The sequence below is a fragment of the Kitasatospora sp. NPDC059747 genome, assembly GCF_042732955.1.
GTDB lineage: Bacteria > Actinomycetota > Actinomycetes > Streptomycetales > Streptomycetaceae > Kitasatospora.
Genome location: NZ_JBHWGV010000169.1, coordinates 1 through 15,035 on the forward strand (window position 1 = coordinate 1; position 15,035 = coordinate 15,035).

12 protein-coding genes are annotated in these 15,035 nt (G+C 68.9%); 4 read left to right on the forward strand and 8 right to left on the reverse strand.

From position 1 onward, the window contains the following. A partial coding sequence (locus ACFV4G_RS40050) for a transposase family protein (protein WP_380447942.1) occupies positions 1–511 on the forward strand: 511 nt, incomplete at its 5' end. A gap of 455 nt (positions 512–966) precedes the next feature. Continuing rightward, complete coding sequence (locus ACFV4G_RS40055; RefSeq protein ID WP_380447944.1) at positions 967–1,356, forward strand: hypothetical protein; 390 nt, start codon at positions 967–969, stop codon at positions 1,354–1,356. Positions 1,357–1,370: 14 nt separating this feature from the next. Here ACFV4G_RS40055 and ACFV4G_RS40060 read toward each other — a convergent pair whose 3' ends face one another. Together ACFV4G_RS40060 and ACFV4G_RS40065 are read right to left on the reverse strand one after the other, a co-directional pair. After that, entirely contained in the window at positions 1,371–1,568 is a 198-nt protein-coding gene (locus tag ACFV4G_RS40060; protein ID WP_380447946.1) for a hypothetical protein, read from the reverse strand. 705 nt (positions 1,569–2,273) lie between these two features. Next, a complete protein-coding gene (locus tag ACFV4G_RS40065; RefSeq protein WP_380447948.1) occupies positions 2,274–2,675 on the reverse strand; it encodes a class I SAM-dependent methyltransferase in 402 nt (133 codons plus the stop codon). Between the two features lie 214 nt (positions 2,676–2,889). Between ACFV4G_RS40065 and ACFV4G_RS40070 the strand changes: the two genes are divergently transcribed. Together ACFV4G_RS40070 and ACFV4G_RS40075 are read left to right on the forward strand one after the other, a co-directional pair. Then, positions 2,890–3,195 carry a hypothetical protein gene (locus tag ACFV4G_RS40070; RefSeq protein ID WP_380447964.1) on the forward strand — a complete coding sequence of 102 codons (306 nt, stop codon included), beginning with the start codon at positions 2,890–2,892 and terminating at the stop codon, positions 3,193–3,195. A gap of 313 nt (positions 3,196–3,508) precedes the next feature. Beyond that, positions 3,509–5,713 (forward strand): WD40 repeat domain-containing protein, encoded by a 2,205-nt coding sequence (locus ACFV4G_RS40075; protein WP_380447950.1) that lies wholly within the window; start codon positions 3,509–3,511, stop codon positions 5,711–5,713. Positions 5,714–6,040: 327 nt separating this feature from the next. Here the strand turns inward: ACFV4G_RS40075 and ACFV4G_RS40080 are convergent, their stop codons facing one another. From ACFV4G_RS40080 to ACFV4G_RS40105, 6 genes are all read right to left on the reverse strand, one after another. After that, positions 6,041–6,268: a hypothetical protein gene (locus tag ACFV4G_RS40080; RefSeq protein ID WP_380447952.1), complete on the reverse strand. Its 228-nt coding sequence runs from the start codon at positions 6,266–6,268 to the stop codon at positions 6,041–6,043. A gap of 198 nt (positions 6,269–6,466) precedes the next feature. Then, positions 6,467–8,017 carry a hypothetical protein gene (locus ACFV4G_RS40085; RefSeq protein ID WP_380447954.1) on the reverse strand — a complete coding sequence of 517 codons (1,551 nt, stop codon included), beginning with the start codon at positions 8,015–8,017 and terminating at the stop codon, positions 6,467–6,469. Positions 8,018–8,413: 396 nt separating this feature from the next. Beyond that, positions 8,414–8,746 carry a helix-turn-helix domain-containing protein gene (locus ACFV4G_RS40090; protein WP_380447956.1) on the reverse strand — a complete coding sequence of 111 codons (333 nt, stop codon included), beginning with the start codon at positions 8,744–8,746 and terminating at the stop codon, positions 8,414–8,416. A gap of 4 nt (positions 8,747–8,750) precedes the next feature. Then, a complete protein-coding gene (locus tag ACFV4G_RS40095) occupies positions 8,751–9,923 on the reverse strand; it encodes a tyrosine-type recombinase/integrase (RefSeq protein WP_380447958.1) in 1,173 nt (390 codons plus the stop codon). 304 nt (positions 9,924–10,227) lie between these two features. Beyond that, on the reverse strand, positions 10,228–12,129 hold the full coding sequence (locus ACFV4G_RS40100; protein ID WP_380447960.1) for a pentapeptide repeat-containing protein: 1,902 nt from the start codon (positions 12,127–12,129) through the stop codon (positions 10,228–10,230). A 241-nt stretch (positions 12,130–12,370) separates the two neighbouring features. Further along, on the reverse strand, positions 12,371–14,215 hold the full coding sequence (locus ACFV4G_RS40105) for a pentapeptide repeat-containing protein (RefSeq protein ID WP_380447962.1): 1,845 nt from the start codon (positions 14,213–14,215) through the stop codon (positions 12,371–12,373). Between the last annotated feature and the right edge of the window lie 820 nt (positions 14,216–15,035).

Below are 15,035 nucleotides of genomic sequence, written 5' to 3' on the forward strand. Positions count from 1 at the left end.
TGCCCCCGGCCTCACCCGGGCCCTACGCGACGCAGAACCGGAGTACGTGCTGGTCGACGGCACCCTCGCCGAATGCGACCGGGTCGGCGACGGCCGCGCCGACTACTCCGGCAAGCACCGCCGCCACGGCGTAAACCTCCAGGTCATCACCGGCCCGGACGGCAAGCTCGTATGGATCTCCCGTGCCCTGCCCGGCCGTACCCACGACCTGACCGCCGCCCGCACCCACCGCATCGTGAAGACCTGCGTCAGACTCCGCATCCCTGCACTGGCCGACCTGGCCTACACCGGCGCCGGCGGCACGGTCGCCGTACCGATCAGACGCCCACCGCGCAAGGAACTCAGCGTCGGGCAAAGATCGCTGAACCGAGCCCACGCCCAACTCCGCTACCCCGTCGAACGGGGCGTGGCCACAGTCAAGCGCTGGCGAATCTTCCAGCACGCCCGTTGCAGCCCGAACTGGCTGACGTCAGCAGCCAAGGCCGTCCTCACCCTCGAGCTGCAACGCTGAAAAGGCTCATCGACTCCATGAGCAGTCCCATCCTGAGGGTGCCGTGCTGCCGTTCCACAACAGGGAGTGAGCCGAGGCCAGTTACCACCTCACCCTACAGGGTTGCGGAAAGCAAGCAGATACCGCCAGAAAAGGAGTTGCGGAGGCTGAAGCCCTGGCAGGAGAACAGCAGCCTCCTGTCGGATCTCCTCGAGGGGCATCGTTGACGTCGTATCAGCGTCAGGACCCAGCCGGAGGGCAATTCACCAACCTCCGTATCCGGACTGCCACTGGACAGAGTGGATTACCTGATTCTTCGTCAACATAACCTGCCCATCGGAGTGTCGACAGCTTTCGGCCAACCGGAGAAAGGGAGGCGGACGTGGCCATTGACGGCAGACCCGGCCACCCGGATCCTCTCCCCTACGGCCCGGCCACCGGCCCCGGCCGCACCGACGATCCGGGGGTGGTCACCGATGACGAACCAGTTGGCGGACGAGCGGATGCCGACATCACTCAAGTGGGTGGCAGCGGGGGTCTGGCTGCACGCCGTCATCAACGTCGCCGCTGGGATCTTCCTACTCGCACTGATTCACGGCCAGCACGGTGACGGTCTCGCCCTGGTGACGTTCATCGCCTTCCTCTCGATCCTGATCGGCGTCCTGCTCGGCACCTGCGCGGCCCTGGCGCCGGGTGGGGCCCGGTGGACCCGGAAGACCGTGCTGGTGATCGAGTGGCTCACGATCGTCACCGGCGTGAGACAGCTCTTCTCCGGCTCGATCATCTCGCTGGCCGGCATGGCGATCGCGGGCATCATCGTCCTGGCGTACAGCTCCGCCGAGGGCAAGGAGTGGTTCACGGTCTGAAGGGCCGATCGTCATCACCGGTTGCTGAGCGCGATCTTGCCGATCACGTGCAACAGCCGGTCGAGGGCGTCCCTGGAGCGGGGGCCGGTCGGGTTGACCATCAGCCGGAACGCCGGCTTCAGCAGAGCCGGGTGGCCGAGGCCGGCCGCCTCTGCGGCGCCGATCGGTCTGGGGCGGGCCGAGTACGTCGGCGGCGAGCCGGCCGAGCACAAAGTAGCCGTCGTAGGCCGAGCGGAGCGCCTGCGGGTAGGTACGCAGGGCGAGTTCGCGGCCGCGATCGGCGCGCCGGGCCAGTGCCAGGACGATCGTCTCGGCGGCGTACCGGCCGAACTCCATCGCATAGGCGATGCCCTCGCCGTTGGCCGGGCTGACCGGGCCGCCCGAGTCGCCGACCAGCAACAGGCCGTCGGCGTAGTGTGGTTGGCGGTCGAGGCCCATCGAGGGCTGAGCCCAGACGGGTTCGGTGACGCCCTCGGGGGTGTAGCCGTACTCGGGCGGCAGGTCGGCACACCAGCGGCGGAGCAGGTCCCGCCAGTCCGTCCGCGGACGACGGCTACGGTGTCGAGCACGCCGAGGCCGACGTTGGCGGTGCCGTCGCCCATCCCGAACACCCAGGCGTAGCCGGGCAGGAGGCGGTGGGCCAGTCGGTCGGGTCGCGCAGGTCTAGCGAGGCCTCCGGGTAGCAGTCCTCGTGCCGGGGGGGGAAGTACGTCCGGTGGGCGACGCCCATCGCCCGGTCGGTGAGGCGGTAGCGCGCTTCATGGCGAGCGAGAGCCGGATGGTGCCGCCATCGGCGGCGACGACCAGCCTGGACGCCCCTGGGCTCGCCACGACGAACTCCGTGGATTCGCTCCTTGGCCGCGACTATGAGTCGAGCAACTGCGCTGACCGGCGCGACAGTCAGGCATCATGCCCAGTCAGTCCGTGTCCTCTCCGGATAGCAGCCCAGGATGACGAGGAGCCGCCGGGGCCAGAGCATCCCGCAGAGCTCGGACCGTGCCGAACGGCAGGTGATGGCTGCTCGCCCGGCAGGAGATGAAGTCGTAGTACCCCTTCGGCAACTCGGCCTGGGCGATGTCCGCATGGCGGAACTGGGGCTGTTGCTCACTTGCGGCAGGCGCGGACGACGCCCGGGCTGCCACGACCGCTTGCTCGGACGGGTCAACCGCATCGACCTCGAATCCCAGGCCTGCGAGCCGCCGAGCGAACCGGCCAGTCCCGCAGCCGAACGTCCAACACGGTGTGGCAGCCGGACGGGACCTGGCGCAGAAGAAGTCGATGGTAGTGGTCGTCGTGATCGGAGGGCATGGCCAGACCATGCCGCACCCCGACTCCTCGCCAACAGCGCAGTCCACCTCAATCCAGTAGCACCACGACACAGGAGGCGGTTCCCATCTGCTGTTCCCAGCCCTTGCGAAGCTACCAGCACAACACGCTCGGACTTGACACGGAAACGGGCTTCCCCTGTCAAAAGAGGTCTCGCTCGCCGGCCGCCGCGCCGGACTCAACGAACACACCCGTTCGGGGCTGTGGCTGCACGTGGCGCGTACGGTCGAAGCCCTCCGCCCCTGCCTCCTGGTGGTCGAGAATGTCCGAGGTCTCCTCACCTCCCCCGCCGGTTCCCCTGGCGACGTGGAACCCTGTCCGTGGTGTCTGGGAGACGACCCAACCCGAAATCCGACCAGTTCGCTGAATCCCGGAGGGCTGAGACGACGAACTCGCTGGCCTGGGCGGCAGCAACTGCCAGTTACCAGCGGGTTCGCCCAGTACTCGCGGATCTGGCGCATGCAGAAGACGTCCGTCGGAGCGATGGGAGCTGAACTGTCCCGTCTCGAATGATCTGGTCCGAAGCCGGGGCGGTGACCTGCGGCGACCAGATCGATTGAGACGTCTGGTCGCCTGAAATCTCCGTTGGAGTGGCTTCGGGAACAAGGATGCCCGCAGACGTCTCGGTTGGCCTGGTCCGGCCTTGCCATTCGAACCGTGGGCACGCGCGGCCGGTCAGCCAGGACTGGTGAGTGACCACGGCCTTGGCGGCCCGTTCGGGTGAGTCGGACCATGAACACTGGTGTGCAAGACTCCGTGTGCTGCTGCGCGAGGGCCAAGGGCCCCGTCGTGCGATGTGACGATATTTCAGGGGAGGGCCGTCAAGATGTCTGATGACGGGCAGGGCCGCGAGGGCATGATGGACAACGGCACGGGAGCCGTGCTGACAGATCCTGGGCTGCTGGTCCACGAGGACCCGAGCCGGATCACGGCGCTGCTCAACGGCGCGGACAGTGCGCAGGAGCGACTGGCCGCCGCGGTGTATCAGGCGTCCTTCCTCTGGCATAGCGGTGCCGACGCGGGCAGGCGTCGGCAGCTCCTGACGCTGGACGCGGCGCGTTACGGGGACCTGGAGTTGGCGGCGCGCCTCGCCCAGGTGCCGGTCGAGGGCCAGCCCGCGTCCCGGTGGGCGGTGAGCTGGGCCACCGGCGCCCATCTCGATCACCGGCTGCGGCAGGTCCTGGGCGGGCACACCGACGCCGTCGTCTCGGCGACGGCGACGGTGCTCGACGGTCGCCCGGTCATTGTCACCGCCGACCAGGGCGGAGACGTGCGGGGGTGGGATCCGACCGACTGGAGCCAGGTCGCGGACCTGTACGCCGAGCATGAGAGCTTCGTGACGGACGTGGCCGCGGCTGTCGTGAACGGGCTTACGGTCGTGGTCAGTTGCAGTTATGACGGGATGCTGGGGGTCTGGGACCTGGCCACCGGAAAGCAGCTCGGCGACTACCTCACCGGCCACCAGGACACCGTGAACGCGGTGGCGACCGTGGAGGTCGACGGCCGGCCCGTCGCCGTCTCAGCGGGTGAGGACGGGACGGTGCGGGTGTGGGACCTGACCGACATGCGCCAGGTGGGCGAGCCGCTCTGCCAGCAGGAGGACCGGGTGAACGCGGTGGTGACCGCGGTGGTGGACGGACGCCCCGTCGCTCTTAGCGACGGCGCCGACGGGTCCGTGTGCGTGTGGGATCTGCTCACCATGCGGCGGTCAGGCGAACCGATGTCCGGCCATCGAGCCGACGTGCGGGCGCTGGCGACGACGTCGGCGGACGGGCGGGCTGTTGCCGTCTCCGCCGCCTGGAACGAGATCCGGGTGTGGGATCTGGCCACCAGGCGGCAGATCGGCGAAACCCTCCAGGGCGGAGCCGCCGGGGTGGCGGGGGTGGCCCTTTGCGTGGTGGACGGCCGACTCGTCGTGCTGGAGACCGGCAACGGAGTGCGGACGCACGATGTGGCCACCGGGCAACCGCTCGGCGAGCCGTTCAACGGACACACCGACTTCGTGATGACGGTGGCGGCCACGGTGGTGGACGGCCGGCCGATCGCGATCAGCGGCAGCCGGGACGAGGCGCGACGCCTGCGGGTCTGGGACCTGCGGGCGGGGGCGGCGGTCGGCGAGCCGCTCGGCGGCCACACCGACTGGGTGATGGCGGTGGCGACGGCGGTGGTGGACGGCCGGCCCGTCACCGTGTCCGGGGGCCGGGACGGGAAGGTGGTCATCCGGGACTGCGCCGACGGGAAGCAGATCGGCGATCCCGTCGAGTACGAGTCGGGCGTGAGCGCTCTCGCCACGGTGGAGCTGGGCGGACGCCCCGTCGCGCTCGTCGCCGTCGACACCCTGGTGCACCGCCTGGACCTGGCGACCGGCCGACCGGTCGGGGAGCCGTTCGCCGGGCACGCCCGGGAGGTGCTGACGGTGGCCACGGCGGAACTGGACGGGCGGCCCGTCGCCGTCACCGGCGGTGAGGACCGCACGGTCCGGCTGTGGGACCTGGCCACCGGCGAGCCGATCGGCGGACCGCTCAAGGGGCACACCGGCAGCGTGAACGCGGTGGCGACCGCGGTCCTCGACGGTCGTCGGATGGTCGTGTCCGCCGGCACTGACGGAACCGTCGTGGTGTGGAATCCGGCCGCCGGAGAGCGCCACGGCGAGCCCATCGCCGGCTGGGACGGCGGGCTGCTGGCGATCGCCGTGACCGAGCTGAACGGCCGCCCGGTCGCCGTCTGCGGCGGAATGGACAAGGCGCTGCGGGTATGGGACCTGACCAACGGCGAACAGGTCGGCGAGCCGCTGGCCGGACACGGCGGCTGGGTCCACGCGGTGGTGACGACCCGCCTGGAGGGCCGGCCCGTCGCGATCACGGGCGGCATGGATGCGACGGTGCGGCTCTGGGACCTGGAAGCGGGAGAGCAGCTGGACCCCGGGTACGCCTTCCCCTACCTGGTCGAAGCGCTCGCGCTCACTCCTGGAGGTGGCCTGCTGGTCGCCTTCGGCCGCGAGGTGGCGGCGTTCGGCGACCGGCTGGGATAGACCCCCGATCGTGACGGACGGGTGCCGCCGAAGCCGCTCGACGGCACCCGTCCCGCCGGACAGCCGAACGTGTCCTTCGACTCATCGCCCACTAGACAGGCCCTACTGACGAGCTCTTGGACCAGCCCAACTGAGACGACCAGCGAATCGGGCCAACCCGAGACAGGGCCAGAACGTCCCACGGGACATGAACTGCAGCCAGAGCCGCGGCGGACGGCGAACCTCCAGTCCTGATGAGGACGGTTGAAAAATTCAGGCAGCGTCATCAGTCCGCGGTGAAGACAGGCCCGAAGCCATCACGGCCTTGACACAGCCTGGGTGTACGGCTCATGGTGCGATGGGGTCGGGACGGAACTGGGCTGGGTGAGCGGCGCGAAGGTAGTGCATCGCGGTATTCGGCGCGATGCCGAAGACTCTGATGAGGTGAATGGGGTCGGCGGTGTGCTTGGCCTCGTCGAGAATCCGGTCGGCCCGCAGGGCAGATGCTCGTACGCCAATTGCCATGAACGGCTTCTTTGTTGACAGGTCTGACAGTGCGGCGTTGCTGTCGTTCACGGCGGTCTGGCGACTGAGCAACAGGTGCGGGTTGGTCGTGGAGGGCCATCGGATGGATCGCTCGGCGAGCCAAGTTCTCAGCAGGTCCCAGGTGAGTTCGTCAAGGTAGACGGTGGGGTCGAGGCATCCAGGTCGGCGGATCGTCAACCGGCCACGAGTCAGGTCGATGTCCGTGAGGAGAAGCTGGCGGACTTCGAATCAGGTCAGGGCGTGAACGGCGACGAGCCCGACCGTCAGGCGGTCCCGAGCTGTGTCAGCCTGGCCGAGCAGCCCTCGCAGCTGGTCGGTTGCGAGTGGGCGGGGCAGGGTCTTGGGGCCCGGAAGGCTCACCGCCCGGGCTGGATCTCGGAAGACAAGGCGCTCGCGCTTGAGCGCGCGGAACATGGACCTCAGCGAGCACAAGGTGGCCCGCGTGTTTGCGCCGCGTTGGGCGGAGACTGCCCGGTCGATGTCGCTGCTGGTGATCGCGCGCGGGTCCTCGATGCCGGCGCTCGCCCAGTCTGACAGGACAGGATGAACGCGGCTGACGTAGGCGTGGATGGTTCTGTCCTTCAACGCGCGGCTGGGTCGCCTGCCGACACCGGCCATGACGCGAATCCAGGTGTGCACGGCCGTCGCGAAAGCAGTGGGCAGTGCGTCGGCGAGTTCGCGCGCCCGTCGGACCTCAGCGCTGTCGAGGTTCAGGGGTTCCAGCAGACCGCGTTGCTGCAGATAGTGAGGCAGCCGGGCATGGTGATGGCTATCGCTCAGGGCTGCGACCGCCCGGATGTCCGCTTCGAGCAGTGGGACTTCAACGCCGAGGTGGCCGGCCACAATCCGCAGGGTGCGGAAGCTGGCGGCGACCTGCTTGGGGTCGGCCCCCAGGGACCGCAGGTGGCTAGTGAACCCGGCGACCACCTGCATCGCGTGCTCGGTCAGCGCCGGTCGCCGCGTCTCGTCCAGGCGAGTCCAGTCGCGTTCCGGGCAGGGGAACAGCGCCTGCTGCCTCGGGTCGATCAAGTGCTCGGACACCTCGCGCGGCGGCCGGGCCACCTCGCGGACGGCCTTCGCCTTGGCCTCGAATCGGCCGCGCACCCCGGCGTCCGTCCCCTTGTGCTTCACGGTCCGTAACAGCGGGGCGAACTCCCCACCGAACCAGAGCTGGTCGCCACCGACCAGTCCTGCGCCACTGAGGTCGGAGGCGGTCTCGGCCATCACCAAGCGGCACCGCCGACAGTGACCGGCCGAAGTCGGCAGCTCACGGCAACACCGTACGCATACGCTCACCGGGAAGTTGTGCGGCTTCCGTTCCCAGTGGTGGCAGCCTGCGCAGACGCGCCGCACCACGCCGTTCCAGGCGAGGCAGTGTCCACAGCTTCCCCGAGTGAAGGCCGAGGCCGGCACGAGGCGCGGGCGGGCAGGCCGCAGCAGGTCAGCGCGCTTGAGCGCCTCTGCGATCGTCGGATGCATCTTCGGAAGGTCGGCGAGCATCTCCTCGCCCACCCTGCGTTCGCCGGGTTCGCGGGACGCCAAGGCGAGCCGCGCTCCTTGCCACATGTCGTAGAACCACCCTGCCGAGCTGACTCCGCGCTGGTCGGCAATGATCCGCAGCTGATCCAGGACCAGAGGGAGGTCTTCGATCTCGCGGTCGCGGATCATCCCACCGTACTTGGAGGAGAAACGTCGCGCATGGTCCCTGAACAAGGCGAGCTGGCCCGGGATTTGAGGCGGGCATACATCCTCGTCATCGCGCCGGCCCTGGGCCAGCATCGGCCTGGCCCAGGGGTAGATCCGCCACGGCCTGACCAGGGGACGCTCGTGGTCACGGAGAGGCGAAGCCCGTGGCAACGCCACCTCCGGCAATCTGAGAACGAGCTGACGGGGCCTGCCACCGGCCAGGTCGCCTCGCGTGATCTCCGACCGCAGCCACAACTCGTCCCCACCGAAGCGCACGGCCAGCAGGCACGACCGGCACGTGCCGTCCGGCCCGACAACCTCCGGCCATCCGCAGCGCCGACAGTCTGCCTCTCTGCGCTTGCGGCCTCCGCTCCTCGCCAGGGCCCGAACCACAGCACACTCCCGGCACAGGCCGCCCTTGGTCACCTCCCCCCAGCACGCGCAGGTCGCACAGCTTCCCGCCATAGCGCTCATCGTCCACATGGTCGCTCAGTTCGGAGGCATCGATCGGCGACCACCAGCCGGTCGCGGTAGCGGCCGCACCGCTCCCGAGGTGGCATCACCGCCGACGGCCTGCCGCGGCGCATCCTCCGGCACCGCCACGGCGACCGCCTCAGCCTCCATGAGGTCTGCGACCGTGCAGCCGAGGGCCGTGCAGATCATGTCCAGATCGTCCAGCCGCACGGTGATCGGCTTGCCCGACCACAGAGCCGCGACCTTGCTCAAGGACGGGGTGAACCCCACCTCCTCGAACGCGACCAGCAACTGACTCGGTCGCCAGATGTCTCGCCGGGCCGCCACCCACCGCAGATTCCACTTCAACCTCTCAACCCTCCTGACTCAGCCGCCGGATGGCGCGCCGCGACGACTCCAAGCTCGACCGCTCAGGATCACTCCTGACGGTCGCGAGATAGCCAACCGTCGTGGAGGCCCAGACGTAGCCCAACAAGACCTGCACATCCCACAACGGCATCCCTGCCTCGTAGTTGTGCGTGGCGCACGCATGGCGCAACAAGTGGGGGAACAGCACCGGCACCGGACCTGACAGGTACTCCAGGGAGGCGGCCTTCAAGGCCCGGCGGAACGTGTCCGCCACCATCGCCGGCGCGAGCGGCAGGTTCAGCGACGCGAGCGCGCCGGGAAGCCGCTCGGACGGGAACAGCGGCGCCAGGGGGCTGCTCGCGTCGTCCCGGAACTCTCCACGGATCTCTTCGACGTACCACCACAGCAACGCCCTTCCCTCGGCGAACATGTACGCCTCGCGTTGCCGCGGACCCGAGCCCCGAGCGCCCTTGCCCTGCACCAGGAACCGACCCCACTGGCCGTTCTCCCAGTGCACGTCTCCCAGTCTGACCGCACACAACTCAGCTGCCCGCACCCCCGAGAGGTAGGCAAGCTTGCCCATGACGTAGTTCCGCGCCGCCACCGGGTACTTCCTCGACCCTGGCAACGCCTCGCGCCAGGAGGCGAAGAAGTCCTTCATCGCCCGGGCGGACGGCGGGATCCGAAGCCCGAAGTCGCCACGGTGCCGTGGCCGGTTGAACGCGTCCACCGGAGACTCGACCACAGCTCCGAACCGTCGCAAGATCTCGCCCGCGTACCGCTGTTCCAGGAACGCGAAGTATCCGTCGATCTTCGTCATCTTCGCCCTGATCGTGGAGTGCCCGCGCTTCCCGACTCCGGCGAAATACTGATCGACTTCTCGGGGCCCCAACCGCCACGGCACGACACCGTAGAACGCACAGATCTCCATGACCGGCTGGACCAGCGCGTGCAGCGTCGTCGGAGCGAGCCCGGCGACGTCACGAGCCCAGCAGTACTCCGCCAGAGTGTCCTGGTACAGGGCACGCTCGTCTTCCGGCGACGACGTCTCCGCAGCACGCCGTTGCAAGGTGACTACATCCGCCAGACCGGGCTCCCCCAGCCCAGCCTGACTTTCCTGACCGACACCGCTGGCGATCAGCGAGAACCGGCGACTTCCGGAATCCACCACAAGCATGCAAGTTACGGCTGTATCTCCAGGAATCTGCCAGCAAGTGCCGAAACCTCACACGAACGAGTGGCCCCAGTCCACGAGCCGCTGACCAGACCAGAGACCGCGCAGCCCCCAACCACTCTCGTCCGGGAACCCGTCGGAACTCCAGTTCACTCCTGTGCGAGCACTTGGCGCTGTACTCGGAACCCTGGCCTTCCCTGTTGGATGTGCCTGTTGAAGACGCTCCGAAGGGGGTGCTCGTTGGCGGGCTGGAAGGTGTTCTCGGTACAGGTACAGACCGGAGGGGTGTCGTCTGGGGCGCGTGCTCCTAGCGTTTGACCCTGTTGCGCACCGCCAGCAGGGCGAGGACAAGCAGGATGGGTTCAACAAACCGGGAGACCATCTCAATGTAGGTGCCGCTGGTGGTCAGCCCCTGCCCGGCGGAGCGGAAGACCACTGAGTTCAACGCAGTTCGAGTTCCCCACTCAAGCCGCGGCACGGTGAACCTTTCGCCAGGCGCGGCTCCGCCGGGTTCTTGGGGTGTGGTATTCCAGCTGACGACTTGCCCAGCAGTAACCGTGCCTTGCGATTTCTCCGTCGGGCCGGGGTCTAGGGGCAGTCCGAACTCCATCAGCAGGATCACGGTCAGGACTATGGCCGCAGCCAGCCAGCCCACGGCGCGCAGGGCCCGCAGGCTGTAGCCGGAGAGCAGCCAGTATGCCCACAGCAGGCCTCGTTCGGCGCGCGAGGTTCCCGTTCGGTCGTGGCGGCGCATCTCCATCTCGCCGTAGTAGAAGTCTGCAGCGCCGGGCTCATCCTTGCCGTCTTCGAAGGCCTTGCGGAGCTGCCGGTAGGTCGCGGCCAGGCTCGCCGGCTCGGGGCCGGCGGAAACCGCTGTGTCAGGTGTCTGCCAGCCACGTGGCGGATTGGGGTTCTTGATTCCGGTCTCCTCCGCCCGCTGCGCCCGCCAGTGATGCTCCTCGGCCAGGGTCCGTCGGCGGCTCCACCGGTAGAGCCCAACCTTGTACAGGTGCCGGCGCCAGTGGTAGCCAGTCGGGGTGCGGGCGAAGGTGCAGCTTCCCTCCAACCGTAGTTGGTCCAGGTGGATGGCTTCCGTGAAACGGCATTCCGTCAGGTTGGTGCTGGTCAGCACCAAGTGACCGACGTCTACCCCCTGTACTGAGGCCACCCATGCGCGGGGGTCGAGTGGGAGGAGGGGCAGTTCGTCCAGGACCTCGCTGCCATCTGCGGTGAACGAGACCGGGTGAGCGGTGACGGCCGTGGGGGAGGACAGCACGGCATCACTCAGGTCCACCACCGCGTAGCGGAGCCGTAGGGTTGCTCTTGACTCCCATCGCGTCCCGGCACAGCGAACCTCACGGGCTGCGATCTCCATCGTAACTGGCAGCTCGAAGACCGCCTCGGACAAGTTCAGCGCGTGGCGGCATACCAGCGGCCCGAACGACCGTGCCGCAGTGAACGTCCCCCTTCTGAAGTCGGCATCGCCGGAGAACTCCGCGCCGGCGAACTCGGCGTCGGCGGAGAACGTCGCGCCGACGAACCAGGCGCTGCCGGAGAACGTGGCCCCGTCGAATCGGGTGTCGCCGGAGAACGTCGCGCCGTTGAACCCGGCGCCGCCGGAGAACGTCGCCCCGGCGAACCAGGTGTCGGCGGAGAACGTCGCCTCGTTGAACCCGGCGCCGCCGGAGAACGTCGCCGCGACGAACCCGGTGCGGCCGGAGAACGTCGCCCCGTCGAACACGGCGCCGCCCGAGAACGTGGCCCCGTCGAATCGGGTGTCGCCGGAGAACGTTGCGCCGTTGAACCGGGTGTCGCCGGAGAAGGTCGCCCCGGTGAACCCGGCGCTGCCGGAGAACGTCGCCCCGGCGAATCGAGTGTCGCCGGAGAACGTGGCCCCGGTGAACCGGGCCTCGCCGGAGAACGTCGCCCCATCGAACGCGGCGTCGGAGGAGAACTCCGCTTCGTCGAACCAGGCTCGGCCAACCTCGATCCGTTCTGTGTCCGGGTTCCGCAGTGCCCCCAGGAGTCCAGCAAGGAGGGCTGCATCAAGGCGGGTACCACGGTGATCGACCTTGGCGCGGGCGCCGGACGCGCGAAGGCTCCGGAAGTACTCCGTACGGTCCTCAGCTTCTGCGTGGACCAGACAGATATTCAGCCCCGGAAGCTGGCTGCCTCGGCAGCCGACCAGGTCGCTATCGGTCTGGCTCATCCCGCACTTCGGCCAACCGGGACGCTGCCATGCCGGAGTTAATGGTGTGCTCATGGCTGGCGGACTGTTCGGCTCTCCATGCCCCCATCATCGATCCATACCATCGCCCCTCGGCGGTATCTGAAACGGCCCGGCGCAGGGGTTCACCCTCCCGGCGGGCCGTCAGAATAAGGAAGGATATTGATCAATCTGGTTCCCATTCAGGCATGCATGCTCGTTGGGGCAGTCGGCCCTGTACGTCTCACCGCTTCACGCGGCCCCGGAGGGCCAGGAGGGCGAGGCTGAGTAGGACCGGGCCGGTGAGGCGGAGGATGGCTTGTAGCAGCTTTCCCCATGCGGTGAGCGTCACCTCACTGTCGGTGAGCGACAGGGTGGCGCGGAGTGCATACAGCAGGCTGGTCCAGTACGAGACCGGCTGCGGTGGGTTGGTGAAGCCGACCAGATGGAACACGAGCGCGAGATTCGCGGTCACGACGATGAGCCAGGCAAGCGCCCGCCAGGCGCGCAGCCCGTACCCGGACACCAACCAGTACGCCGTCAATACGCAGTGTTCGACCCGACCCCTGCTGGTCCGGCCATCGGCCGGACTCCCGGCAGCAGGGCGCGCGCATCGCCGCATTTCCATTTCGCCGTAGTAGAAGTCGGCGGCACCAGGCTCGTCCTTGGCGTCCTCGCGTCCCTTGCGCAGGGCCCGGTACAGAGCGGCGATCTGGCCCGGGTTCAGACCCCCAGGCAACGGCCGGTCGAGCCACTCCGGCCAGCGCGGGGCGACCCAGCGGAACGACCGGAAGGGCCGATCAAGCGTAGCTGCGGCCCAGCGGGGTAACCGGGTGGTCCAGCGACGTGACCGGTCGGCCCGCCAGATGCGTTCTTCGGCGATCACCTGCCGCCAGTCCCAGCTCCGTGGTCCCCTGTCCAGCGGGGCCGAGGTGGTCGTGAAGCCGACGTCAGCTTCCAGGCGCAGCTTGTCGAGGTTGTGCGCGCCGGTGAACAGGCAGTCCGTGGCGGTGACGTTGCTCAGCCCCAGGCCCGCGACGTTGGCGCGCCGCAGGGACAGCAGCTGCGGGCGCTCAGAGATCTCCCCTGCCAAGAGGCGTTGCCAGGCCCTGGCGATGCGCTGTTCCTGGGCCAGGAGCCGGTCACTGGCTAGCAGGGGGATGCCGGTGAGGATCGATGGTGCGGGGAAGTCGGCGTCGTCCAATACGACACGAGCCCACCGCAATCGGAACTGCACGCCACCGGGGAAGCGTGCACGACGGCAGGACAGCCCGATCGCGCTCACCTCGATCTGCACCGGCTGCATGAACTGCGCCTCATCCAGCACCAGCCCTCGGTGAGCCAGCAACGGCCCGAACTGCCGCGTGTGCTCGAACCTGGCACGCTCGAACCTCCCGGTGCGGCGGAAGATCGCCCCGCTGAACGGGGCGATGCCGGAGAACGTCGCCCCGCTGAAGTCGGCGTCGCCGGGGAACGTCGCCTCGCCGAAGTCGGCGTCGCCGGAGAACGTTGCCTCGCCGAAGTGGGCGTCGCCGGAGAACGTCGCCCCGTTGAACCAGGTGACGCCGGAGAACGTCGCCCCGCCGAAGTGGGCGTCGCCGGAGAACGTCGCCCTGCTGAACGGGGCATCGCCGGAGAACGTCGCCCCGCTGAAGTCGGCGTCGCCGGAGAACGTCGCCCCGTTGAACCAGGTGACGCCGGAGAACGTCGCCCCGCCGAAGTAGGCGTCGCCGGAGAACGTCGCCCCGCCGAACCAGGCGATGCCGGAGAACGTCACCGCGCCGAAGTGGGCGTCGCCGGAGAACGTCGCCTCCTCGAACCAGGCGTCGCCGAGGCGGAGTCGTCCGGTGGTGGGGTCGTGGAAGGCCCGGAGGAATGTGGTGAGGAGGGGTTCAGTGAAACGGGTGCCTCGGTGGTCGATGTTGTCACCAGGGGCCAGGCCAGCGAAGTAGGTGTCGCGGTCGGCATCGGGCAGATGAGCCAGGCAGGCAGTGTGTCCGGGGACATGGCGGCCGCGGCAGCCGACCGGGGCGGTCGCAGGGTCGGCGCCGCGTCCGCAGCGTGGCCATTCCAGCCACCGTTCAGTCATGGGGGGCGGCGCGTTCATCGCCCGGGAGCCGTCCGCTGCGTCATGGCGCCCATCGTCGGTCCGTCGGTACGTCCACGGCGGTGTCCGGCCGCGGCCCGGCGCGCGGGTTCACCCGCCCGGCGGCCCGGGAGAGAGAAAAGGAGGGACAAGGCCCGTAATCCTTCCCTCCCGCTTGCAACAGGCTGACTTGATAGGGAACTGGCCGACCTCCGGTACGACGCGCGGTGGCTCATGCTTCGCGCCTCCGACGTCGGCGCACCCCACCAGCGTGCCCGGGTCTTCCTCGCCGCCTGGCCCGCCCGCCCCGGTGCTACTGAAGACGCCCACGAGCAACATCGCGACGAACGGCGGGAGCCAGCACCCGCGGAAGCGCAAGCAGGGCGGGCACGGCCCGAATCTGGCCGACGAAGTGGAGTGGCTGCTGCCCACCCCGAAGGCGTCGGACGGGGTCACGGGCTCGCCGAACCAGCGGCACGGCGGAGGGGGCCTGACCCTGCCGTCGGTGGCGGCCACGCCGCGGCCCTCTTCGAACCGCCGCCCGGCCTCACGCGCTCCCTCGCGGCCGACTTCCCCGGCAGCAGCCACGGTGGCCCTGACGCTGTGGTTGGAGGAGGCACCGGACGACTCGATCCGGAGCGGTGGGGACCATATGCCGGCGCCGTCGCCCGGTGGGAGACGCTCACCCGGACTGCGCCAACGGCCGCCGACGAGGGCGGCAAGCTCCGGGCCTAGTACTCCAGCAGGACTTCTCCATTCCCGCTGGTCAACGGCCTGGGAGTGGGGAGTGTAGCGGGGTGGGAGCGGGTGCGGGGCGGTCTTC

Excerpts from the sequence above, each read along its gene's own strand:
- ACFV4G_RS40055 (WP_380447944.1), top strand. The coding sequence starts at position 967 with ATGACGAACCAGTTGGCGGACGAGCGGATGCCGACATCACTCAAGTGG.
- ACFV4G_RS40065 (WP_380447948.1), bottom strand. The coding sequence starts at position 2,675 with ATGGTCTGGCCATGCCCTCCGATCACGACGACCACTACCATCGACTTC.
- ACFV4G_RS40075 (WP_380447950.1), top strand. The coding sequence starts at position 3,509 with ATGTCTGATGACGGGCAGGGCCGCGAGGGCATGATGGACAACGGCACG.
- ACFV4G_RS40085 (WP_380447954.1), bottom strand. The coding sequence starts at position 8,017 with ATGCTGGCCCAGGGCCGGCGCGATGACGAGGATGTATGCCCGCCTCAA.
- ACFV4G_RS40095 (WP_380447958.1), bottom strand. The coding sequence starts at position 9,923 with ATGCTTGTGGTGGATTCCGGAAGTCGCCGGTTCTCGCTGATCGCCAGC.
- ACFV4G_RS40100 (WP_380447960.1), bottom strand. The coding sequence starts at position 12,129 with ATGAGCCAGACCGATAGCGACCTGGTCGGCTGCCGAGGCAGCCAGCTT.
- ACFV4G_RS40105 (WP_380447962.1), bottom strand. The coding sequence starts at position 14,215 with ATGACTGAACGGTGGCTGGAATGGCCACGCTGCGGACGCGGCGCCGAC.